The organism is Nakamurella sp. A5-74, assembly GCF_040438885.1.
Lineage (GTDB): Bacteria > Actinomycetota > Actinomycetes > Mycobacteriales > Nakamurellaceae > Nakamurella.
Window position 1 is genome coordinate 2,423,382 of sequence record NZ_CP159218.1, and the last position, 21,588, is coordinate 2,444,969.

Sequence of the window (21,588 nt, forward strand, 5' to 3'; positions counted from 1 at the left end):
GGGTCGGTCAGGACTTCTCGGCGAGCTCGAAGTCAGGACGCTGGCGCTGCTCGAACACCGGGACGTCACCGACGATCGGGTTCGTCCGGCGGGAGGGGGCCAGATACTTGGTGGCCAGGTTGATGAAGGTTGCGAGCCGGTTGCGGTTGGCGAGCAGGTTCTGGATGTGCACGAACATCCAGATCAGCCAGGCCAGGCTGCCGGTGACCTTGAGCGACTTGCCCTTGGGCAGTTTGATGTCGGCGATCGCGGCCCGGCGGCCGATGGTGGCCATGGTGCCCTTGTCCTTGTAGACGAAGGGGTCCGTGGTCCGGCCGATCACCAGCGAAGCGATGTTCTTCGCGGCCTGCTTGCCCTGCTGCAGCGCCGGCTGGCTGAGCTGCGGAAGGGGCTCCGGGGTGATGGACACGTCGCCGCAGGCGAACACGTGCTCCAGTCCCTTGACCCGCAGGTCGTCACCGACCACCAGCCGGCCGCCGCGACCCTGTTCGAGGCCCCAGCTGCCGACGACCTTGGGCACCGCGACACCGGTCGCCCAGATGATCACAGCGGCCTTGAGGAACTCGCCGTTACCGAGCTCGACGCCGTCCTCACGCACCTCCTTGACCGCGGTGCCGAGACGTACCTCGACGCCCCGCTCACGCAGCGAGCGGGCGGTGTACTCGCGCAGGCGCGGCGCGAACGGTGCCAACACCTTGTCGCCCATCTCCAACAGCACGATGTGGGTCCGGCGGGGATCGAGCTCCGGGTACACGACCGCCATCGCGTCGTTGCGCAGCTCGGCGAGCGCGCCGGCCATCTCGACGCCGGTCGGACCGGCGCCGACGACGACGATGGTCAGATCCTCACCGGTGGAGGCCGCAGCGGCATGCTCCAGATTGGTGAAGATCCTGTCGCGCAGCTGCAGGGCCTGGGCGCGGGTGTAGATCGCCATCGAGTTCTTCTCGGCGCCGGGCGTGCCGAAGTAGTTGGTGGTGGCACCCGAGGACAGGATCAGGTAGTCGAAATCCATCGCGCCGCCGTCGGCGAAGTGCAGGACGTTGTTCACCGAGTCGACGTCGATGACGTCGCCCTGCCGGAAGCTGACGTTGCGCTGCTTCATCCGGGTCGCACGCAGGAAATAGGTCACGTCACCGGGGTTCAGACCCGCGGTGGCGACCTGGTAGAGCAACGGCTGGAAGGTGTTGTACGTGTGTCGGTCGATCAGGGTGACGTCCACGTCGGACTTCGACAGTTCCTTGATGGCCGCCAGCCCGGCGAACCCGCCACCCACGACGGCGACGTGCGGTCGACGACGCGCGGAAGCAGGTCGGACGGCTGCAGCAGTCGGCTGGGTGGAAGCGGTCTGGTCGGTCATGGAATCCCTCGTTCAGTGCGGTCCGACGGTCACCGTCAGGGACGGCAGCCGGACTGAGCCGGCACAGCATTGGGCTCGGCAGTGACAACTCATGTGGTGGCACCCGTCGTCACAGCCGCGGGCGCACGTACCACGCTAGGGCGTCCGGTCCGGTACTCGTGCACCGGGTCAGCCGCTCCACGCACGTCCCTCCGCCGACTATGAGCGGACTCACGTGTCGGCTCCGTCACTATCCCTGATGCGCCGCGGTGGTGCCAGGGGCTGGTCCGGGACGTCGGGATTGCACAATGTCGTCGGAGGATCCGTGCTCGGCCGGCGCATCGCCCGGATCCGGGCGATGGGCGAACACCAGCACCCCGACCATGACCAGGTCAGCGAGCGCGGCAACGGTCTGCCAGATCGCCCAGGACGTCTCCTGCCCGAGACCCAGGGTGTCCACGCCGGTTGCGGTGACCAGCAGCAGCAAGATCCCCACGATCGAGATCGTCGCCAGCACCAGCGGTACCGGGGCGGGAACCCTGCGGTGCCGCAGCAGCGCTCCGGCCGTGCCGAGAGGCGTCCCACTGAGTCCGAGCACCGAGCCGCCCATGTGCACCTTCGCCGTGACCGATTGCTGCAGACCACCTGCATCCGTGGGGACCAACGCCATCACCAGGCAGCCGAGCACCCCGATGACCAGCAGCACGCGCACGACCCGCCCGTTCGGCACCGCCCGGTTCGACAGCAGTGGTGCCAGGGAGAAACCCAGCAGGAACATTGAGAACATCCATCCCCAAGGCCCCAACCCGTACTGGGAGATGGAGATCCGGGGCGGCAGCCAGTCGTGCTCCAGGATCTGCAGGGCGATCAGCAGCAGGTAGCTCAGCAGCAGGCTCGCGATACCGGCGAGGTACCAACGCCTGCGCTCCGCGATCGACCGTTGCTGCGTGCCCACCCGATCATTGTGCCCAGCTGTCTGTTCGACCCGTCGACGGGCCGCGAGTCTCGGCGGTCGGCACGGAACCGAGTCCCGCTGTGTGCGTCCATTCCGTCATGAGAACTCCCCTGGTCCGGGTGCCCCGCGGGTGGATGGCTCCGATGATCCTGTGCACGCTGCTGACGGTCGGTTGCTCGAGCGTCGCCGGTTCAGCCGTGGGAGATGGAGCTGCGCCGTCGACCACCATCTCGGTCGTCGCCCCGAACGCCATCCCCGACACCCCCGACGCGGAGACGAGCACCGCTCCGGCGTCGGAACCGACCGGGCCCGGATCGTCCGGGACTCCGGACACGAGGCCGAGCGGTGCCACAGCGGGGCCGTCAACCACGTCGGCAACCCCGTCCGGCACCCCGGCACCCAGCACGTCGACGGGTCGGAACTTCACCCTCGATCGCTTCCAGTCGCCCTCCCGCAACATCGGCTGCGTCATCGAGGAGGGCCTGAGCGTGCGGTGTGATCTCGGCGAGAGTGCGATCACGGAGAAGCACGACTGCAACGACATCGGCGACTGGGGACAATCGATCGCGCTGGACCGTGGGCGGAAAGCCGCGATGCAGTGCGCCTCCGACACCGTGCTGGATCCCGCCGTGGCGGTGCTCGCCTACGGCTCGAGCACCCGGGTCGGGAGCATCACCTGCACCAGCAGTCAGGACGGGATCCGGTGTACCGACGACCTCGGCCACGGATTCCGCCTCTCCCGCGCGAGCTACGAAGTCCGCTGACACAGCGGGAACCAACACTGGGTCGGCGTGGGCCCGCGGTCACCCGGTGCTCAGCCCGCGGTCAGCCCGCAGGTGAGGGCGGCTGGATGCCGGGAGCCAGCGCGTCGACCTCGCGGTCGAGTTGGTCCAGTCGGCGTTCGAGATCGCTCAACGCGGTCGCGGCCGTGTTGACCGCGCCGCGATCGGTCACCGCCTGGCCGAGGGTCTCCTGCAGCCGGCTGTAGTCCGCGCCGGCCTGGTCGAAACGGGCTTCCAGATCGGGACGTCCGAGCACTTCGACGCGTTCGGACAACCCGAGGATCTCATCGGCCAGCGCCGTAGAGCGCTGCTGCAGAGCAGCAGTCAACTCCTCCAGGTGATGACCGGCCCGGTCCCGCGAGCGACGCCTGGACCAGGCCCATCCCAGCAGCGCGATCACGATGACGACGACCACCCCACCGATCAGCATCCAGGGCCCGCTGGACCGCTCCGTCGCCTTCGCCACGAACGCTCTCGCCGCAGCAACGTCGTCGGTGCCGTACACGGCAGCGGCATCCTGGGCATCGGTCAGGACGGACGCCGACAACGTGGAGCTCGATGCCTTCCCGGCTTCCGGGGTCAAGACCAGCACGGTCAGACCGGTTGCCGCACTGAGCGCGCCGGCAAGGTCATTGCAACTGGCCTGGCTCATCTCGATGCCCGTCACGAGCACCCCGAACTCGAGATGCCTGCTGCGGGCGTCGGCCACGATCGGCGCCAATGCGGATGCCTGGATCGAGGTGGAGATGGCGGCCACCCCGTCGTCCCGCAGGTCGTCGGCAGCCGTGGCGACCGTGATCCCGCCGATGATCTCGCCGTCCGCGAGGGCCAGGCCCTTCGCTGATGCCGGACCGGAGCTCAGCAGCCCCAACGAGAGGGTGACGACCAGCACCGCCAGCAGTGTGAGCAGACGTCGCAGCAGGTTCGTCGGCACGGTTACACCTCCGGATCGTCGAGCCGACCCCGGGAGCCGCGTCGGCAGGTCCAGTATCCCCGGCGGACGACCCGCGCCGCGCTGCTCGCGCGCACGGTGCGCGGGGCTCCCGCCCCGCCCCGCCGGTTGCAGCGCGATACTGGGTCCGGTCCCCGGAGCCGGGCGACCCTCGACGAGGAGGTTGTGCGATGACGGTGACCGGAACTTCCCGGCAGACGCTCTTGGCTGCAGAGCCGGTGCGCGGTCCGGTGACCGACCCGGCGGTCGACACCGCGACCAGGGCCGACGACCGAGCACACGTGTTCCATTCCTGGTCGGCCCAGAACGCCATCGATCCCACCCCGATCGCCGGCGGCAACGGGGCACGGTTCTTCGACTACGCAGGCAACAGTTACCTGGATTTCGGGTCCCAGCTCGTCAACCTGAACCTCGGCCACGCGCACCCGGACCTGATCGCGGCGATCCACGCCCAGGCAGAGCGGCTCGCCACGGTGCAACCGGCGTTCGCCAACGACGTGCGCGGAGCGTTGGCGCGGATGACGGTGGAGCGAGCCGGCAAGAGCTTCTCGCACGTGTTCTTCACCAACGGCGGCACCGAGGCGAATGAACACGCGATCCGGATGGCGAAGCTGCACACCGGTCGGCACAAGATCCTGGCCGCATACCGCAGCTATCACGGCGCCACCGCCGGGTCGGCCGCACTCACCGGCGAGCCCCGCCGCTGGGGTAGTGAGCCGACGATCGGCGGCGTCGTCCATTTCACCGGCCCGTACCCGTACCGCAGCGCGTTCCACGCCGATTCACCCGAGCAGGAGACCGAACGCGCGCTCGCGCACTTGCGGCAGACGATCGAGTTCGAGAACCCGGCGAGCATTGCCGCCATCGTCCTGGAGCCGGTGGTCGGCAGCGCCGGGGTGCTGGTCCCGCCGGCGGGCTACCTCCCGGGTGTCCGGGCCCTCTGCGACGAGTTCGGCATCCTGTACATCTCCGACGAGGTGATGGTCGGCTTCGGCCGGGTCGGCGACTGGTTCGGAGTCCAGCACGAGAACGTCCGCGCGGACCTGATCACCTTCGCCAAGGGCATCAACTCCGGCTACGTCCCGTTGGGCGGCGTGATCATGGACCGCCGGATCGTCGAGACCTTCGGCGACCGGCCGTATCCGGGCGGGCTGACCTACTCCGGCCACCCGCTGGCCTGTGCCGTCGGCCTGGCCACCTACGAGGTATTCGAGCGCGACGGTCTGATGGAGCACGTCCGCACCCTCGACGCCGAGGTCTTCGCTCCCGGTCTCGCCGCGATCGCCGAGAAGCACGCCGCCGTCGGCGAAGTCCGCGGCCGCGGGGCGTTCTGGGCGATCGAGTTCGTCAGCGATCCGGTGGCCCGCACCCCGCTCGTTCCGTTCAACGCTTCCGGTGCGGCCATGGCGCCGATGAACGCGATCGGTGCCGAGTGCCGCAAACGCGGCCTGTGGCCGATCATCGGTGGCAACCGGATGCACCTCGCGCCGCCGCTGATCTCGACTGCGGACGAGGTGCGCGAGGGGTTGGACATCATCGACCAGGCGATTGCCGCTGCCACCTGAGCTCGAGGTTGGACAACGGATCTCGCCCAGGAAACTTTGGGTGGTCGGGGTCTCGACGCGCTCGTTCCTCGCTTGCTCGACCACCTGAGGAAAGGTGATCGAGCGACGCAGGAGTCGAGATCCCGTCCCGATAAGGATGGTCTCGACGCGCTCGTTCCTCGCTTGCTCGACCACCTGAGGAAAGGTGATCGAGCGACGCAGGAGTCGAGATCCCGTCCCGATCCGGATGGTCTCGTCGCGAGCCCTGATCCCTTCAGCGAGCGGCGAAGGGGTCGAACCGGCCGTCGATCGCGGTCCACCCGCCGTCCACGGCCAGCACCGAACCGGTCACGAAGGTGGCGGCGTCGGAGGCGAGAAACACTGCTGCACCGGCCATCTCGTCGGGCCGGGCCCAACGACCCAGCGCGCTCTTGGTGGCGTAGGCGTTGTTCCACTGCTCGTCGGCCCGAATCTGGGCGGTGAGCTCGGTGGCCACCACTCCCGGCGCGATGGCGTTGAACCGCACCCCGGCCGGGCCGTGCTCGGCCGCTGCGGTGCGGATCAGTTGCACCAGACCGGCTTTCGCCGCCGCGTACACGCCCTGTCCCGGTTCCACCGTCGTGCCTCGGATCGACGAGAAAGCGATGAACGACCCGCCGCCGTTCGCTGCCATCCGCGGACCGTAGGCCCGCACCAGGTGGAAGACGCTGCGCAGGTTGAGGTCGATGACCCGGTCGAACTCGGCATCGGCATACTGCGCCAACGGCTTGCGGACGTTCGCGCCCACTGTGCTGATCAGGATGTCCGGTGTTCCGCGGGCCGCGAGGTGCGCCACCGCCTCCGGGTCGGTGACGTCCAGCGCGAGGTGCTGCCCGCCGATCCGGTCGGCTGTGCGCTCCGCGGTCTCCAGGTTCACGTCGGCGGCCGTCACCAGCGCACCGTGCGCGGCCAGCGCTGCGGCCACCTCGGCACCGATGCCGCCCGCACCGATCACCAGCGCGCGCTTTCCGGTCAGGTCGAACAACGACCGGTAGTCCGGCCCGCTCCCGCCGTCGGATCCCACCGTGGTTGTCAGGTCCGTCATGGTCTGATCACCGCCATCCTCGTCACCGTGAACTCCTCGACCGCCCAGTGCGGACCCTCGCGCCCGATCCCGGAATCCTTCACGCCGCCGTAGGGCATCGCGTCCGAACGGAAACCGGGCACATCGTTGATCACCACACCACCCACCTCGAGGATGTCGATGGCGCGGTGCGCGGTGGCCAGCGAGCTGGTGAACACCGCCGCATGCAGGCCGTAGCGGGAATCGTTGACGACCGCGAACGCCTCGTCGACATCGGCGACCTCACGCAGGGCCACGACCGGTGCGAAGATCTCCTGCTCCCAGGCCTCCGCGGACGACGGCACCCCGGCGAGCAGGGTCGGCGCGATCGCGCTCCCCCGCCGTTCGCCACCGGCGAGCACCTGCGCCCCGGCGTCCACCGCGTCGGAGATGCGCTGCAGCGTGGCATCGGTGGCCCGCGCGTCGATCAAGGCGGACACCCTGGTCGTCTCCTGCCGCGGATCCCCGACCACAACCTCCGGCAGCCGAGCCAGAATGCGGCGGCGGACCTCGTCCGCCACCGCGGACTCCACGATCAGGCGCTGAACCGAGATGCACGCCTGACCGGAGGCGTAGTACCCGCCGCGCAGCACCGCGTCGACGGCACGGTCGAGGTCCGCATCGGCGCAGATCACCAGCGCCGCATTGGATCCCAGCTCCAGTACCGCCTTGCGCGGGGCACAGGCGCGGGCGATCGCATGACCGACAGTGGCCGACCCGGTGAAGGACACGACGGCCACCCGAGGGTCGGTGGTGAGGGCGACCCCGACGTCGGCCTCTCCGGTCACCAGCTGGACGGCGGCCACCGGTGCGTCGTGCGCGGCCAGCACCTCGCGGATCCGGTCGACGAGCCACAGCGTCGCGAGCGGCGTTGCCGGTGCGGGCTTGACGATCACCGGACAACCGGCGGCGATCGCCGGCGCGATCTTGTGGGAGGCCAGCATCAGGGGGTAGTTGAACCCGGCGATCCCGACGACCACCCCGGCAGGACGGCGGGTGAAATAGCCGATCAGACCTTCCGAACCGGGCAACAGATCGACCGGCACGGTCTCACCGTGCAGCCGGGCGGGCTCCTCGGCGGCGAGCGACCAGGTGAGGATCGTGCGGTCGACCTCCACCCGGCAGTCGACCAGCGGCTTACCCGTCTCCAGGACGAGCAGATCCACCAAAGCTTCGCGGTGTTCGCGGACCAGCGCAGCGACGTCCTGCAGCACAGCGCGCCGGACACCGGTTCGCAGGCCGGCGACCGTGGCCCGGACTCCGGAAGCGGCGTCGATCGCCGCGACGGCATCGGCCGCCGAACCCAGCGGCGACGTGGCGACGACCGAGTCGTCGAAGGGGAAACGCACGTCACGGGTGGCCGCGACGGTGATGCCGCTGTCCCCCACCGGCAGCCGGTCGGTGGGCGCGATCAGTGCCCGTACCGCGGCAGGGACTTCGTTCGGGTTCGATGGGTCATCCATGGACATCAGCGTCCTCCCTCTCGTGTCATGCTGCCCCACCCGGGGTGGGCGTCACCGTTTCAGCTCCAGGCTGGGAGCGAGATCGAGGTAACCCGGCCAGCGGCCGGCGGTGGTCTCGGTGGTCCGGGCGGACAGCATCGCCCTGGTCACCGCCCGGGTGGTGACAGTTGCTGCTGCACAAAGGATCTCGTGCAGTTCCTCCACATCGGTGACCTCGTGCGCGCCGGTGGAGATGCCGAACATCGAGTCGCCGTCGAACATCGTGTGGATCGGGTCGAGGCTGCGAGCCAGACCGTCGTGCGACATCGACGCCATCTTGGTGCACAGCACCTTCGACAGCCGGGCATCGGTGGCCACCACGCCGATGGTGGTGTTCTGGATGGCCTGCGCATTGGGGTCGGCGTTCGGTACCGGCCGACGAGGCCGCCCCCAGGCGACCACGTCGGGCACCTCTGTGGGTTCGGGGGAACTGAGCGACACGCCCAGATCGGTTCCGTCACCGACCAGCAACCGACTCGTCCCGGACAGCTGGCCCGTGATGGGATCGACCGGCGAACCGACGGCGTTGACCGCGATCAGTGCCGACACCGTGTACTTGCCGCAGACGAGTTGCGATGCAGATCCCAACCCGCCCTTCAGGTGCGCAGCCACGGCTCCGGTCCCGGCTCCGATGGAACCCAGTTCTGCTGCATCGCCCCGGAGCGCGTCGCGGACCGCGAGCCGACCGAACTCCTCGCCGGGAGTGGCCCGGAAGCGACCGCCGCGGCCGAGGTCGAACAGCACCGCCGCCGGGACGATCGGCACGACCTCGTCGGGCGCGGAGCCCAACGGGAAGCCACGACCGAGATCCGCGAGCTCCTCGGCGGCGCCGGACGCTGCGGCGAGCCCGAAGGCGCTGCCGCCGGTCAGCACGATCGCATCGATGCGTTCCATCGAGGCGACCGGGTCGAGCAGGTCGGTCTCCCGCGTCCCTGGTCCACCGCCGCGGACATCGACACCGGCCGTCATCCCGCCCGGCGGGGCCAGGATCACCGTCGTGCCGGTCAGCCAGCCGTCACCGACCGCCGTATGGTGCCCGACCTGGATCCCGGCCACGTCGACGAACCGGTTGGTGGCGCCGAGCCGGCCGGTACTCATGTTTCCTCGGCCAGGAACAGCTGGGCGGCGCGGGCGTAGACGCGAGTCGCCTCCTCGATCTGACTGACCGCGACGAACTCGTCGACCTGGTGGGCGATCCACTTGCCGCCCGGTCCGTAGACGACGGTGCTCAGACCCGCATCCCGGCTCAGGATGGTGCCGTCGGTGGTACCCGGCACTCCCCCGAAAACCGGCTGCTGGCCGGTGATGTCGAGGTGTGCGGCCGCGAGTGCCGCCACCACCGGCGCGCCGTGCGGGGTGTCGACGACGGGTCGGTCGACGAGGACCTCGATCTTTGATCCGAGACCTGCCTCGTCGGTGATCTGTTCGGTGAGCCGCCGGATGAGGTGCACCACGGCGCCGTGGTCGGCGCCGGGAATGCTGCGGATGTCGACGGCGATCGAGGCGACGGCGGGGATGACGTTGATCTGTTCGATCGTCCCCGCCTGCACGACGGTCGGCGTCAGGTAGAACTCGCCGAGGTACTCGTGGGAGCCGAGTCCCGCCGCGATCTGCTCGCCCAATTCCTGTAGTCCCAACAGGATCCGGCCGACCGCCGGAATCGGGTTGCGGCCGTGCTGGGGCATGGCGCCGTGGGCCATCTTGCCCAGGACGCCGATCCGTACCCGCATCGCTCCCTTGGAGATGGCGCAGATCTCCCCTTCCTCGGGTTCGCAGACGATGACGCCGTCGACACCCGCCGCCAGTGGAGAGGCGGCGAAAGCGGTTGCGCCGATCATCATCTCCTCCTCGTCGCACAGGGCGCCGACGATGATTCGACCCCGGAATCCGCCGAGCTCGACGGCGCGGGCCGCGTGGATCATCGCGGCAACCCCGGCCTTCATGTCGGCCGAGCCGCGGCCGAGCAACCTGCCGTCGACGATGTCGCCGCTGAACGGGTCGAACGACCAGGCGGCCGGGTCACCTTCCGTGACCACGTCGGTGTGACCCTCGAACATCAGCGTCCGGCCAGCAGAGGTGCCGGTGATCACTCCGACCACGTTGGGTCGACCGGGAGCGACCTCCTGGACCGAGACGTCCCAGCCGAAGCCCCGCATCACCGATTCCACGACCCGGGCGGCGGGAGCTTCGATCTCGACGGCATCGCGGGCGTTGACCGTCCGCAACCGCACGAGCTCCTGGGTGAGGGCCACCGCCGCCGCGGTGTCGGGCTCGACATGCTGTGCCGGGGACTGCTGGGTCATCGGTTCCTCTCACGGTTGTCCTGCCGGGCGCGGGCCAGGGCCAGCGATTGCTGCAGGTCGGGAACGGCTGCGAGCAGCTGCCGGGTGTAGTCCTGCTGCGGTCGGTCGTAGACCTCCGCCACCGGGCCGCTCTCGACGATCCGCCCGCGCTGCAGGACGGCGACCTGGTCGCACACCCTGCGTACCACCGACAGGTCGTGCGAGACGAACACGAGCGTCAACGAGCGCGCGGCGGCGATGTCTGCGATCAGGTCGAGGATCTGGGCCCGGACGGTGACGTCCAACGCCGACACCGCCTCGTCGGCCACCAGGATCTCCGGGTCCGGAGCGATGGCTCTGGCGATCGAGATGCGTTGCCGCTGTCCGCCGGAGAACTGGTGCGGGTACCGGTTGACGATCTCCGGATCCAGGTCGACCTGACCCAGCACCTCCCGCACCCGGGCGGCCGGATCGGCATGTCCCTGCGCCACCAACGGTTCGGCGACGATCCGGCCGATCCGCATGCGGGGGTCGAGCGACCCCATCGGATCCTGGAACACCACCTGCAGGCTGCGCCTCAGCGGACCGAGGCGTCGCTCCGGCAGGCCGGTGATGTCCGTCCCGTTGACGGTGACCCGACCCGCGGACGGGGTGTCCAGACCGGCGATCAGCCGCATCATCGTCGACTTGCCGGATCCCGATTCGCCGACGATGCCGTAGGCCGACCCTCGCGGGATGCTCAGCGAGACGTCCTGCAACGCCTGCACTTCCCGGCCGCGGCTGTGGAATGTCCGGCTGACGCCCTGCAGTTCGATCATCGCGTCGTCGGTGGTCGAGCGAGTTCCGGGATCTCGACTCACTGCGTTCGCTCGATCATCGGATTCTTCGGTGGTCGAGCGACGAAGGAGACGAGACCCCTGATCGTCGCCTGGCTGCTGGCTCATCGCCCACCACCCCCCAGATCCGCGTCCCGGATGAGCTGCCGGGTGTGCTGGTGCTGCGGATCGGCGAGCACCTCGAGCACCGTTCCCTGCTCGACGATCCGGCCCTGGTACATCACGGCGACCCGATCGCACACCTGGGCCACCACGGCGAGGTCGTGCGACACGAACAGCAGCGCGGCACCGCTGGCCTCGAGCCTGGTCTCGATCAGCTCCAACACCTTCGCCTGCACGGTGACGTCCAGCGCCGTGGTCGGTTCGTCGCAGATCAGCAGGTCCGGGCCGTTGGCCAGCGCGATCGACAGCACCACCCGCTGTCGTTGGCCGCCCGAGAGCTGGTGCGGGTATGCCCGGGCAATGGTCGCCGGATCGGGCAGATCGACGGCGGCGAGCAGCTCCTGGGTGCGGCGGCGTGCTTCGGTCTTGCCGACGCCGTGCTGCCGCATCGCCTCGGCGACCTGCGGACCGATCCGCATCGTCGGGTTGAGCGCCGTCATCGGTTCCTGGAAGACCATGCCGGTGCGGACACCGCGGATCTTGGCCAGCGTCTTCTCCTTGGCCTGCAACAGATTCCCGGACTCGCCGTCCAGCGTCACCGCACCCGTCGTGCGCAGACCCTCGGGTAGCAGTCCGGCGATCGCCATGCAGGTCAACGACTTCCCGGATCCGGAGGCGCCGATCAGGCCGACCCGCTCGCCGCGCCGCAGCTGCAGTGCGACGTCACTGACCAGCGTCGTGCCGCCGGCGCTGATGCCGAGCGATCGGACGTCCAGCAGTGCGTGCGACTTCGCGGTGGTGACGGCAGGGGTGCTCATCGGCCCGCCAACCTCGGGTCGAACCGGTCGCGCAGACCGTCACCGAGCAGGTTGAACCCGACCACGGCCAGCGCGATGGCTGCGGCGGGCCACACCGTGATGAGTGGGTCGGTCCCGAGGGTCACCTGCGATTCCTGCAACATCAACCCCCAGGACGCTGTGGTGAGGCCGGCGCCGAACCCGAGATAGGACAGTCCGGCCTCGGCGAGGATCGCGATCGCGTACGACACCGACGCCTGCACGATCACCAGCCCGAGGACGTTGGGCAGCACATGCGTCCACGCGATGGCGAACGGCCGCCTGCCGGCGACCCTGGCGGCCGGGATGTAGTCCTGCGCCAGGACGACCAGCGCACCGGCGCGGACGACCCGGATGAACGACGGGATGCTGGCGATGCCGATGGCGAGCATCGAGGTGGTGATGCCGCCGCCCCAGATCGCCGCGAACATCAGCGCCAGCAGCAGAGCGGGGAACGCCAGCATGATGTCGGTGCCGCGCATCAGGATCTCCGACCACCGGCGCGGCACCATCGCGGCCAGGATCCCCAGCGGTGTCCCCACCACCGCTGCGATGCCGACCGCGACGATACCGACGTAGAGGGTGGTGCGGGCACCGGCCATCAGGAGCGAGGCGATGTCGCGGCCCAGCCGATCGGTACCCAGCAGGTGCCCGCCGACGCCGGGCCCGGCCTTGGCCAGCGAGGTGTCGGTGAAGCCGGGATCGTACGGGGTCCAGAAGAACGAGATGACCCCGACGATCGCGACAAGTGCAACGATGCCCCCGCCGATGTAGATCAACGGGCCGATCCGGCGCCCGTCCCCGGAGGGAGTAGGCCCGGTCGGGGAGGGACCGGTCGGCGCCTTCTCGAGGGAGGTCGTCATCGGGTCCTCAGTCTCGGGTCGATGGCCAGGTACAGCACGTCAACCAGGAAGCTGACGAGCAGCGCGAACACCACCAGCACGAACACGATGCCCTGCACGGTGATCAGGTCGCGGTTGGCGACCGCGTCGGTCAACATCGACCCGATCCCGGGGATGGCGAACACCCGCTCGATGACGACTGCCCCGACCATCAGCGTGACCAGCTGGACGCCGAGCACCGTCAGGACCGGGACCGCGGCATTGCGCAGCCCGTGCCGCATCAGGGCCTCCAGCGGACGTAGTCCCTTGGACCGCGCCGTTCGCAGGTAGTCCTGGCCCATCTCGTCCAGCACCGCCGAACGCACGTACCGGGTGAGGACGGCTCCCTGCACCACGCCGAGGGCGATCCACGGCAACGTCAGATGCCGGAAGAACTGCACGGGATCGTCCGCAGGCACCACGTACCCGTTGGGCGGGAACCAGTTCCAGCGGAGCGCGAAGAACGACACCAGCAGCAGCCCGGCCAGGAACGCCGGGATCGCGACCCCCACCTGGCTGACCCCGGAGATCAGGATCCCCGACAACTTGCGATGTCGGACCGCAGCGATGACTCCCATCGGGATCGCGATCAGCAGCGACAGCACCATCCCGCCCAGCACCAGCCACAGGGTGACGGAGAACCGGTCGAGCAGATCGGCGCTGATCGGTTGTCGGCTCGAGTAGGAGACACCGAAATCGCCGCGGACGACGCCGCCGATCCAGTTCAGGTACTGCACCGGCAGAGCGCGGTCCAGACCGACCTCGCGCTCCAGCGCGGCCACCGCATCGGGGGTCGCGCCGATGCCGAGCGTGACCTGCGCAGGGCTGCCGGGAACGACAGCCATCACCAGGAAGTCGATGACGCTCGCCACCAGCACGCTCGCCAGCAGGACGAGCGTGCGGATCCCCAGTCTGCGCAGCACGTCCGGATCAGCCGGCGGAGATCTTGGTGAAGTCGAACGACTCGGACACCTGGTTCTGCAGGATGCCCTTGACGTCGGTGTCGGCGACGATCAGGTTGGGCAGCACCCACAGCCAGTCGCCGGCCGCATCATCGGCCAGGATCTCGGCGGCCTTCTTGTAGTCGGCGTCGAACTCCTCCGCGGTGCCGGCATCCCCGTCGGTGAACAGCTTCTGCACCTCCGGGTTGTCGTAGCGCGTGTAGTACTTCGGATTGCCCCAGATGTTGGCGATGTCACGTGGTTCCACGTGCGCGACGATCGACATGTCGTAGTCGACGTTCTTGAACACCTGCTCCAACCAGCTCGGGAAGTCGAGGGTGTCGACGGTGACCGTGATGCCGACCTGCTTGAGCTGGGACACGATGATCGGTGCGGTGGCCGTCGCGTACGGCACGTTCGGAACCCGCAGTCGCAGGGTGTACGTCTTGCCACCCAACAGCTCCTTGGCCTTCGCCGGGTCGTACGGGTATTTCGAGTAGAGGTCCTCGTACCACGGATCGGTGGGCACGCTGTGGGTGCCGATCAGCTGGCCCTTTCCCGCCCAGACGGTGTCCATGATGGCCTTGCGGTCAATGGCGTAGGTGATCGCCTGACGCACGTTCTTGTCGTCGAGCGGCGCCTTGCTGTTGTTGAAGCTCAGCAGCACCTCGCCCGTCGTGGTGCCCTCGATGGTCTGGTACTTGCTGGTGTCGGCGAACTGGCTCAGCGTCTCCGGCGCCTGGACCGTGGAGATGACGTCGATCTGCTTCCCCAGCAACGCGTTGTTCAGGGCGTTCGCGTCGGCGTAGTACTTCAGGTTGACGGTCGCGAGCGCGGGGGCGGCGCCCCAGTAGTTCGGATTGCGCTCCAGCACGAGCTGCACGTTGGTCTGGTACGACTTCACCGTGAACGGCCCGGTGCCGATCGGCTTGGCGGCCAGATCGCCGACCCCGGTCTTGGAGTACATGGCGCCGATCCGGGTCGCCATCGCGTACAACCAGCTCTGGCTGGGCTTCGAGAGGGTCACCTTGAGAGTCGAATCGTCGACGGCCTCGGCCTTGGACACGACGTCCATCCCTGCCTTGACGGCGGGCTTCCAGTCCTTCTGCACGCGTTCGATCGAGAACACCGCGTCGGCTGCGGTGAAAGCCGCGCCGTCGGAGAACTTCACGTCCTTGCGCAGGGTGAAGGTGTAGCTCTTGTTGTCGCTGGAGACCTCGTACTTCTCGGCCAGCAGCGGCACGATCTTGCCGCCGTCGTCCAGCCGGACGAGGCCCTCGTAGACGTTGTAGAGCAGCGCCTGCGGGATGGCTGCGCCGTCGTCGACGGACATGTCGAGCGTCTTGGGCGCGAGCACGAATCCGACGGAGAGGGCGGCGCCGGATGACGCGCCGCCGGAGCCCGAGGCGGATCCGCCGCCGGTCGAGCCGGTCGCCGAGCCCCCGGCACTCGAAGTCGGCTGGGTGCTCGAGCCGGCGGTGCACCCGGCCAGCACGACGAGCGCTCCGCTGAGCAGCGCGAGAACGGAATGTACTGGTCGGACCCTCATGGCGAAGCCTTTCCTCGGGTGAGCGGTCGTGCCGGCGTGCTACCTGCGAGACCCGTCGATCATGACAGGAACTTTTCCTGGGAGCATGCCACCCGGGCGCTCGGCACGCGCCGACCACCCCGGTGGAATACGTCACCCTCTCCTGCCGGCAGGCCCCGACGGGCACACTGGGCCCATGGATCTTCCCGTCAGCCTGCCGATCGATCCGATGCTCGCCAAGGCCGCCACCCGAGTCCCAGATGCCGAGGCCGTTCCGGGTGGGTACGCCTTCGAGCCCAAGTGGGACGGCTTCCGCTGCCTGGTGGTCCGGGACGGCGACGAGGTGGAGTTGGCCTCCCGCGGCTCCAAGCCCTTGACCCGCTACTTCCCCGACGTGGTCGAGGCCGTGAGGGCGCACCTGCCGGCGCGGATCGTGCTCGACTGCGAGATCGTCGTGCGGTCCGGTGAAGAAGGTGCGCAGCGCCTGGATTTCGACGCGCTGAGCCAGCGGATCCATCCGGCGGAGTCCCGGGTGCGCAAGCTCGCCGTCGAGACGCCCGCCGAGTTGATCGCCTTCGATCTGCTGGCTCTCGGTGACGAGAACCTGATGTCGAACCCGTTCGGAGACAGGCGGTCTCGGCTGGAGGACGCTCTCGGCGGGCTGGCTGAGGACGCGCCGATCCACTTGACCCGGATCACCACCGACACCGCGCTCGCCCAGGAGTGGTTCGAGACGTTCGAAGGCGCGGGTCTGGACGGTGTCGTCGCGAAGCCGCTGGCGGACGCCTACCAACCCGGCAAGCGCGCGATGCTGAAGATCAAGCACCAGCGCACTGCTGACGTGGTGATCATGGGCTACCGGATCCACAAGTCGGGCGAGGGTGTCGGATCGCTGCTCGTGGGCCTGTACAACGACGACGGTGAGCTGTTCAACGTGGGCGGGGTGGCATCGTTCACCGCGAAGCGGCGCGTCGAATTGATCGCTGAGCTCGAGCCGTACGTCGATCGCACCGACGACGGCGCTGCGGTCCGGGGGGCGACCGAGAAGTCCCGCTACACGGGAGCGAGGGACGTCACCTACGTCCGGCTGCGCCCCGAGCTCGTGATCGAGGTCGGCTACAACCAGATGGAGCAGTGGCGCTTCCGTCACCCGGCGACCCTGGTCCGCTTCCGTCCCGACCGGGAGGCCGGCTCCTGCCTGTTCTCCCAGATTGACCGGGCCGTGGCCTACGACCTGGATGAGGTGTTGACCCGGTGAAGGCCTACGACCTGGGGTTCGGGGTCGAGGTGCGCGCACTGCAGACCAAGACCCTGTACGGGGAACCGCTACCCGGTGACGGCGCGGTGCAGGCGGGCTGGACGGGACCCTGGGGTCCGGCCATCCGTCCGGCGCAGTGGCCGCGGAGCTCCATCACCGGCCTGCCGATGTCACATGCGCTGACGCTGCGCCTTCCGTCGGACTACCAACGTCGCGGATCTGACCTGTCGGCAATCTCATTTTTCACCGCCGGCAACTTCACCGAGACCCCGCCACCCAGACCGCTCGTTCCCGATCCGGAGTCGGATGATCCTTTCCTCCGGGAGCTAGCCGGTCTGGAACACCATCCGGAGGAGGTCCTGCTGAACGACATCATCGATGGCCAGTTCGCCCTGATCTGGTTGGCAGACACCGAGTTCGCCGCCGGCCCTGTGGCACCGCCGGCAGAAGTGCGCCGTCCTGGTGAGCATCTGTACGACGACGGAGGGTGCTTCTGGGACCCGGACTCCGAGTTCGACGCCGGCGACACCGCATGGCTGGTCGAACGACCGGATCCCAACGCAGGAAAGACCCCGAGCGAGAGCCATGTGGGTGATTACCGACCTCTGTACGACGAGAACACCGAGATGCAGCCGTGGGCGACGGCTCTGTTCGGTCGTTCGCACCTCGGTGGGACGTCCTTCCATCTGCAATCTGTCCCGGAGGGCCTGACCCCGTACTACTTGGAGCTGGAAGAGATCGCAGGGCTGAACTTCGGGACCGGCAACGCTCAGATCGACCTCGAGTCCGGCGTCTTCGACTGGGCCTGCTGAGCGCTCCCGATCTTCCACCCGGTCGACGAGGCAGATGTCTCCGACACTCCAGCGGCAGAGCCCCTTGGTTGTCCACACGACCTGATCCTGTCCACACCGGAGCATCGGTCGCTCTGGTTCACATTCGCGCGGCGGCAGGGTCTGGTGAGTCGCACCGCACTTCGCGGTGCCCTCCCGGAGGGCCTCCATCCATGTCCGTTCTTGCTCGCCGTGCCGCTCCGTCCACGAGACGTCAACGGCTGTTGCTCGCCCCGCTCCTGTTCGCACTAGCAGTCCCCACGCTCACGTCCACCTCCGCCGGAGCAGCCCCGCCGGCTGTCCCGATCGCGTGCCGAGCACCCTCAGCGACAGTGGGCGACCTGACCTTCCGCTGGCTGCCGGCTGGGCTCGGTGCCCGCTGGGACGGGTCGCCCTACTCCTATGACGACGTCGACTTCGTGGCTGCGGTGTGGGAGTCGGGGTCCGACCAGACCGGCTGGTCGACTGACCTGCATATCGCCGTGATGACCGGTGACCGACTGAGTTCACCGCGAGCGCTGCGCGACTGGTTATCGAGTACGGGGGGCGGCCGGCTGACGAGCTCGACTACCGGCGGACGACTGTCCGCGGCGCTCCCGGCTGGATCACCCGTGATCAGATCTTCTGGCTCGTCCGCCCGGGTCTGGCCGCCTCGGTGACGCTCGAGGTCCCGCGCTGGAGCGCCGGCGACCTGCGACGGCTGGTGAACTTGTACCGGTTGACCGGTGAGGGTGAGTGACAGCCCCAACAAGGTAACCTGTCATGGAGGTGATCATCACCAACAGTGCCCGGAGGCACGGTATCGCCGACGTCGATCAGCTCCACGCTTACCTCCACGCGGTTCGCGTGTTCGATCTGGATGACGACTTCAGCATGCACATCGGCCCCGCTCGAACCAGCATCCTGCTGGAGATCGATGTGGTCTGCGCCGCCAGCGGTCGAGTCGTGATCGTTCACGCCGTGATCGCCCGACCGAAGTTCCTCAGGTGCTGACGGTGCCCAAGTCCTTGCAGGAGATCCTCGACCGGGCCGACGAGTATGCGGAGCGCTTCGAGGGATACGAGCCCAGGCCCGGAGATCTACGCACCGCTGACGACGATCGGATCGGCAAGCTCGTCCGCATGCGCGCCGAGCTCGACCGGTCGATCCTCCAGGCGGTGCGGGACGCGCGCGATGACGGCAGTTCGTGGTCGACGATCGGCCGCCAGCTCGGCACGAGTGGCGAGGCCGCTCGTCAACGGTATGCGCACCTGATTGCATCCTGAGTCACCGCGCACGTGGGTAGAACCGCAGCCGCATTCCGAAGTGTCGCCGAAACGCCCGAACCGGACACTCAGCGACCAGTTGGAATGCGGCTGGGCCCGGCACGGGTGGCGCGGGGAGTCGGCTCACGCGCCGCAGGGAGCTTCAGGGCTTCGGCGTGACGCCGTCGTCCTCCCAGTTCTCGGAGTTCTTCTTGCTCGGCTGCACCCGGGGCGGCTCACCGGGCATCTTCGGGTAGTCGGGAGGGAAGTTGAGCTCGGCCAGGCCACGCTCGGACACATCCGCGTCCCAAGCCGTGATCGCTCGCTCGATGTCGCCGATCACCCCGTCGCCGCCGTCGGCCATCGCCTGCCACGCGTCACCCTCGGAGTCGAGCAGCATGGGTACCGAGTGAACGGTGAAGTCGGCAGGTGTGATGTCCCGCAACGCTTCCCAGCGCACCGGCATCGACACCGGCGCACCCGGCAGCGGCCGGACGCTGTAGGCGGCGGCGATAGTGCGGTCCCGGCAGGCCTGGTTGTAGTCGATGAAGATCTTGTCGCCGCGTTGTTCCTTCCACCATGCGGTGGTGACGAGCTCGGGGATCCGGCGCTCCAACTCGCGCGCCACTGCGATCACCCCGTGGCGGACGTCCAGGAACTCCCGCGTCGGCGCGATGCGGGCGAAGACGTGCAGTCCGCGGTTGCCGGAGGTCTTGACGAACGGCGTGAAACCCCACTCGCGCAACAGGTCTCCGAGCACCACGGCAGCTTCGACCACATCGGAGAAGGCCCGTCCCGGCTGCGGGTCGAGGTCGATCCGCAGCTCGTCCGGGTTGTCGAGGTCGGTGGTACGGACCGGCCACGGATGCAGCGTCACGGTGTTCATCTGGATCGTCCAGACGGCAGTCGCGATCTCGTCGATCACCAGCTGCGGGTGCGAGCGCCCCGACGGATAGACCACCGGCACGGAGCGGGCCCAGGCGGGAACACCGCGAGGCGGGTTCTTCGAGTAGAACGCTTCGCCGTCGATCCCGTCCGGGTAGCGCTGCAACGTCACCGGCCGGTCGCCGACCGCGCGCAGCAATGCGTCACCGACCGCGGCGACGTACCTGGCCAGCTCGATCTTGGTGACCTGAGTGCCGGACGCCGAGGCCGGCCACATCACCCGATCCGGGCTGGAGATGCGCACCGACCGCACGCTGCCGTCCGGCGCCGGAACCTCGACCTGCTCTGCGGTGGCTGCCATCTACCCGACCTCCCGCTCGATCAGCGGCCGGGATATCCGCCGTAGGGCTGGTCCGGCGGACCCTGCTCGCGACCGGGGTACTGCTGCGGCGGGTACTGCTGGCCTGGCTGGGGCTGCTGGGACTGCTGCGGCGCCTGGTACTGCTGCGGCGGCTGCTGCCCAGGACCCTGCAGCGCGGGGCGCTGCGGCTCCGCCGGGAGCTCCCGGCCCGGCGCGGACGTGCCGGTGGCCGCATCGGCTGCCGCCTTCGCCTTCGTCATCGCGTGCTCGACGTCATTCCGGGAGTCGGCCAACCGCTGCGCATCCTGGTCGGCGACCGAGAGCGCTGCCGTGCGTTCGGCCTCCTTCACCGCTGCCGCCACCTCCTCGGCGCTCGTGCCGCCGAACCAGTCCTCCACGTCGTCGTCCATCTGGCCGGGACGGGAGACGACCTCTTCCGTCGGCGGCTCGTAGCGGAACACGCCGTCATCGCCCTTGGTGCCGAGCATCCGGGCGAACCCCTCGAGCGACTTGGAGAAGTCGCTGGGGATCATCCACACCTTGTTGGCGTCGCCCTGGGCCATCTGCGGGAGGGTCTGCAGGTACTGGTAGGCGAGCAGCTCGGGGGTCGGCTTGCCGGCCTTGACCGCGGCGAACACCTTCTCGATCGCTTTCGCCTGGCCCTGCGCCTGCAGGTACCGTGCAGCGCGCTCGCCCTGGGCGCGCAGGATGCGGGACTGCCGCTCGCCTTCGGCCGCGAGGATCGAGGCCTGCTTCGCGCCCTCGGCGGTCAGCACCGACGCCTGCTTGTTGCCCTCGGCGGTCTTGATCGCCGATTCCCGCTGGCCCTCGGCCGTGAGGATCATGGCGCGCTTGTCGCGGTCGGCGCGCATCTGCTTCTCCATCGAGTCCTGGATGGAGGGCGGCGGATCGATCGCCTTGAGCTCGACCCGCGCGACCCGGATGCCCCACTTGCCGGTCGCCTCGTCCAGCACACCGCGCAGCTGGCCGTTGATCGCGTCACGGCTGGTCAGCGTCTGCTCCAGGTTCATCCCACCGACGACATTGCGGAGGGTGGTCGTGGTCAGCTGCTCGACGGCGACGATGTAGTTCGCGATCTCGTAGACCGCCGAGCGCGGATCGTTCACCTGGAAGTAGACGACGGTGTCGATCGAGACCGTCAGGTTGTCCTCGGTGATCACCGGCTGCGGCGGGAAGGAGACCACCTGTTCCCGGAGGTCGATCCGGGCGCGGATCCGGTCCAGGAACGGGATCAGCCAGACCAGGCCGGCACTGGAGACCTTGTTGAACCGTCCGAGTCGTTCGATCACCGCGGCCTGCGCCTGCGGGATCACCTTGACGGACCTCAACACGATGATGACCGCCAGGACGGCGATCACGATCGCGACGATGGCAATGGGATCCATGATCGACCTCTCCTTGGAACGGACC

The 21,588-nt window shown here is 68.6% G+C and carries 20 protein-coding genes; 6 read left to right on the top strand and 14 right to left on the bottom strand.

Annotation, left to right across the window (positions count from 1 at the left end):
- Nucleotides 1-7: 7 nt before the first annotated feature.
- Both ABLG96_RS11125 and ABLG96_RS11130 read right to left on the bottom strand, forming a co-directional pair.
- Nucleotides 8-1,357, bottom strand: coding sequence for an NAD(P)/FAD-dependent oxidoreductase (locus tag ABLG96_RS11125; RefSeq protein ID WP_353647457.1), 1,350 nt, complete (start codon nt 1,355-1,357; stop codon nt 8-10).
- A 229-nt stretch (nt 1,358-1,586) separates the two neighbouring features.
- Complete coding sequence (locus ABLG96_RS11130) at nt 1,587-2,291, bottom strand: DUF998 domain-containing protein (protein WP_353647458.1); 705 nt, start codon at nt 2,289-2,291, stop codon at nt 1,587-1,589.
- 98 nt (nt 2,292-2,389) lie between these two features.
- Here ABLG96_RS11130 and ABLG96_RS11135 point away from each other — a divergent pair, with 98 nt between their 5' ends.
- On the top strand, nt 2,390-3,055 hold the full coding sequence (locus ABLG96_RS11135; RefSeq protein WP_353647459.1) for a DUF6636 domain-containing protein: 666 nt from the start codon (nt 2,390-2,392) through the stop codon (nt 3,053-3,055).
- A 61-nt stretch (nt 3,056-3,116) separates the two neighbouring features.
- On the opposite strand, the gene ABLG96_RS11140 is transcribed toward ABLG96_RS11135, so the two are convergent.
- A complete protein-coding gene (locus ABLG96_RS11140; protein WP_353647460.1) occupies nt 3,117-4,007 on the bottom strand; it encodes a DUF6676 family protein in 891 nt (296 codons plus the stop codon).
- Between the two features lie 188 nt (nt 4,008-4,195).
- On the opposite strand from ABLG96_RS11140, the gene ABLG96_RS11145 reads away from it, so the two are divergent.
- Nucleotides 4,196-5,590, top strand: coding sequence for an aspartate aminotransferase family protein (locus tag ABLG96_RS11145; protein WP_353647461.1), 1,395 nt, complete (start codon nt 4,196-4,198; stop codon nt 5,588-5,590).
- 253 nt (nt 5,591-5,843) lie between these two features.
- On the opposite strand, the gene ABLG96_RS11150 is transcribed toward ABLG96_RS11145, so the two are convergent.
- The 9 genes from ABLG96_RS11150 to ABLG96_RS11190 form a co-directional block, all read right to left on the bottom strand.
- Nucleotides 5,844-6,653, bottom strand: a complete 810-nt coding sequence (locus ABLG96_RS11150) for an SDR family oxidoreductase (RefSeq protein WP_353647462.1) — start codon at nt 6,651-6,653, stop codon at nt 5,844-5,846.
- Nucleotides 6,650-8,134, bottom strand: a complete 1,485-nt coding sequence (locus ABLG96_RS11155) for an aldehyde dehydrogenase family protein (protein ID WP_353647463.1) — start codon at nt 8,132-8,134, stop codon at nt 6,650-6,652. Before ABLG96_RS11155 ends, ABLG96_RS11150 begins: the two co-directional genes overlap by 4 nt.
- A gap of 51 nt (nt 8,135-8,185) precedes the next feature.
- A complete protein-coding gene (locus tag ABLG96_RS11160) occupies nt 8,186-9,271 on the bottom strand; it encodes a P1 family peptidase (RefSeq protein ID WP_353647464.1) in 1,086 nt (361 codons plus the stop codon).
- A complete protein-coding gene (locus ABLG96_RS11165) occupies nt 9,268-10,476 on the bottom strand; it encodes a M20 family metallopeptidase (RefSeq protein ID WP_353647465.1) in 1,209 nt (402 codons plus the stop codon). Before ABLG96_RS11165 ends, ABLG96_RS11160 begins: the two co-directional genes overlap by 4 nt.
- Nucleotides 10,473-11,273, bottom strand: a complete 801-nt coding sequence (locus ABLG96_RS11170) for an ABC transporter ATP-binding protein (protein WP_353647466.1) — start codon at nt 11,271-11,273, stop codon at nt 10,473-10,475. The genes ABLG96_RS11165 and ABLG96_RS11170 overlap by 4 nt, the downstream gene beginning before the upstream one ends.
- Nucleotides 11,274-11,395: 122 nt before the next feature.
- Complete coding sequence (locus tag ABLG96_RS11175) at nt 11,396-12,211, bottom strand: ABC transporter ATP-binding protein (RefSeq protein ID WP_353647467.1); 816 nt, start codon at nt 12,209-12,211, stop codon at nt 11,396-11,398.
- Complete coding sequence (locus ABLG96_RS11180; protein WP_353647468.1) at nt 12,208-13,092, bottom strand: ABC transporter permease; 885 nt, start codon at nt 13,090-13,092, stop codon at nt 12,208-12,210. The genes ABLG96_RS11175 and ABLG96_RS11180 overlap by 4 nt, the downstream gene beginning before the upstream one ends.
- The gene (locus ABLG96_RS11185) at nt 13,089-14,033 is read right to left on the bottom strand and encodes an ABC transporter permease (protein WP_353647469.1); all 945 of its coding nucleotides are present in this window, start codon (nt 14,031-14,033) and stop codon (nt 13,089-13,091) included. Before ABLG96_RS11185 ends, ABLG96_RS11180 begins: the two co-directional genes overlap by 4 nt.
- Before the next feature lie 7 nt (nt 14,034-14,040).
- Nucleotides 14,041-15,600 carry an ABC transporter substrate-binding protein gene (locus ABLG96_RS11190; protein ID WP_353647470.1) on the bottom strand — a complete coding sequence of 520 codons (1,560 nt, stop codon included), beginning with the start codon at nt 15,598-15,600 and terminating at the stop codon, nt 14,041-14,043.
- Nucleotides 15,601-15,775: 175 nt separating this feature from the next.
- Here ABLG96_RS11190 and ABLG96_RS11195 point away from each other — a divergent pair, with 175 nt between their 5' ends.
- From ABLG96_RS11195 to ABLG96_RS11210, 4 genes are all read left to right on the top strand, one after another.
- Nucleotides 15,776-16,837 carry an ATP-dependent DNA ligase gene (locus tag ABLG96_RS11195; RefSeq protein ID WP_353647471.1) on the top strand — a complete coding sequence of 354 codons (1,062 nt, stop codon included), beginning with the start codon at nt 15,776-15,778 and terminating at the stop codon, nt 16,835-16,837.
- Complete coding sequence (locus tag ABLG96_RS11200; RefSeq protein WP_353647472.1) at nt 16,834-17,649, top strand: hypothetical protein; 816 nt, start codon at nt 16,834-16,836, stop codon at nt 17,647-17,649. The genes ABLG96_RS11195 and ABLG96_RS11200 overlap by 4 nt, the downstream gene beginning before the upstream one ends.
- Nucleotides 17,650-18,429: 780 nt before the next feature.
- The gene (locus tag ABLG96_RS11205; protein WP_353647473.1) at nt 18,430-18,660 is read left to right on the top strand and encodes a hypothetical protein; all 231 of its coding nucleotides are present in this window, start codon (nt 18,430-18,432) and stop codon (nt 18,658-18,660) included.
- A 14-nt stretch (nt 18,661-18,674) separates the two neighbouring features.
- Nucleotides 18,675-18,932, top strand: a complete 258-nt coding sequence (locus tag ABLG96_RS11210; protein WP_353647474.1) for a hypothetical protein — start codon at nt 18,675-18,677, stop codon at nt 18,930-18,932.
- A 142-nt stretch (nt 18,933-19,074) separates the two neighbouring features.
- Here ABLG96_RS11210 and ligD read toward each other — a convergent pair whose 3' ends face one another.
- Both ligD and ABLG96_RS11220 read right to left on the bottom strand, forming a co-directional pair.
- Nucleotides 19,075-20,157: a non-homologous end-joining DNA ligase gene (ligD, locus tag ABLG96_RS11215; RefSeq protein ID WP_353647475.1), complete on the bottom strand. Its 1,083-nt coding sequence runs from the start codon at nt 20,155-20,157 to the stop codon at nt 19,075-19,077.
- A 20-nt stretch (nt 20,158-20,177) separates the two neighbouring features.
- Nucleotides 20,178-21,563, bottom strand: coding sequence for an SPFH domain-containing protein (locus ABLG96_RS11220; RefSeq protein ID WP_353647476.1), 1,386 nt, complete (start codon nt 21,561-21,563; stop codon nt 20,178-20,180).
- Nucleotides 21,564-21,588 lie beyond the last annotated feature (25 nt).

Bases quoted from the DNA above. Each gene is read 5' to 3' on its own strand.
- ABLG96_RS11155 (WP_353647463.1), bottom strand. From the start codon at position 8,134: ATGGATGACCCATCGAACCCGAACGAAGTCCCTGCCGCGGTACGGGCA.
- ABLG96_RS11195 (WP_353647471.1), top strand. From the start codon at position 15,776: ATGGATCTTCCCGTCAGCCTGCCGATCGATCCGATGCTCGCCAAGGCC.
- ABLG96_RS11135 (WP_353647459.1), top strand. From the start codon at position 2,390: ATGAGAACTCCCCTGGTCCGGGTGCCCCGCGGGTGGATGGCTCCGATG.
- ABLG96_RS11190 (WP_353647470.1), bottom strand. From the start codon at position 15,600: ATGAGGGTCCGACCAGTACATTCCGTTCTCGCGCTGCTCAGCGGAGCG.
- ABLG96_RS11165 (WP_353647465.1), bottom strand. From the start codon at position 10,476: ATGACCCAGCAGTCCCCGGCACAGCATGTCGAGCCCGACACCGCGGCG.
- ABLG96_RS11175 (WP_353647467.1), bottom strand. From the start codon at position 12,211: ATGAGCACCCCTGCCGTCACCACCGCGAAGTCGCACGCACTGCTGGAC.
- ABLG96_RS11150 (WP_353647462.1), bottom strand. From the start codon at position 6,653: ATGACGGACCTGACAACCACGGTGGGATCCGACGGCGGGAGCGGGCCG.
- ABLG96_RS11125 (WP_353647457.1), bottom strand. From the start codon at position 1,357: ATGACCGACCAGACCGCTTCCACCCAGCCGACTGCTGCAGCCGTCCGA.
- ABLG96_RS11160 (WP_353647464.1), bottom strand. From the start codon at position 9,271: ATGAGTACCGGCCGGCTCGGCGCCACCAACCGGTTCGTCGACGTGGCC.
- ABLG96_RS11145 (WP_353647461.1), top strand. From the start codon at position 4,196: ATGACGGTGACCGGAACTTCCCGGCAGACGCTCTTGGCTGCAGAGCCG.
- ABLG96_RS11220 (WP_353647476.1), bottom strand. From the start codon at position 21,563: ATGGATCCCATTGCCATCGTCGCGATCGTGATCGCCGTCCTGGCGGTC.
- ABLG96_RS11170 (WP_353647466.1), bottom strand. From the start codon at position 11,273: ATGATCGAACTGCAGGGCGTCAGCCGGACATTCCACAGCCGCGGCCGG.
- ligD (WP_353647475.1), bottom strand. From the start codon at position 20,157: ATGGCAGCCACCGCAGAGCAGGTCGAGGTTCCGGCGCCGGACGGCAGC.
- ABLG96_RS11205 (WP_353647473.1), top strand. From the start codon at position 18,430: ATGGAGGTGATCATCACCAACAGTGCCCGGAGGCACGGTATCGCCGAC.
- ABLG96_RS11180 (WP_353647468.1), bottom strand. From the start codon at position 13,092: ATGACGACCTCCCTCGAGAAGGCGCCGACCGGTCCCTCCCCGACCGGG.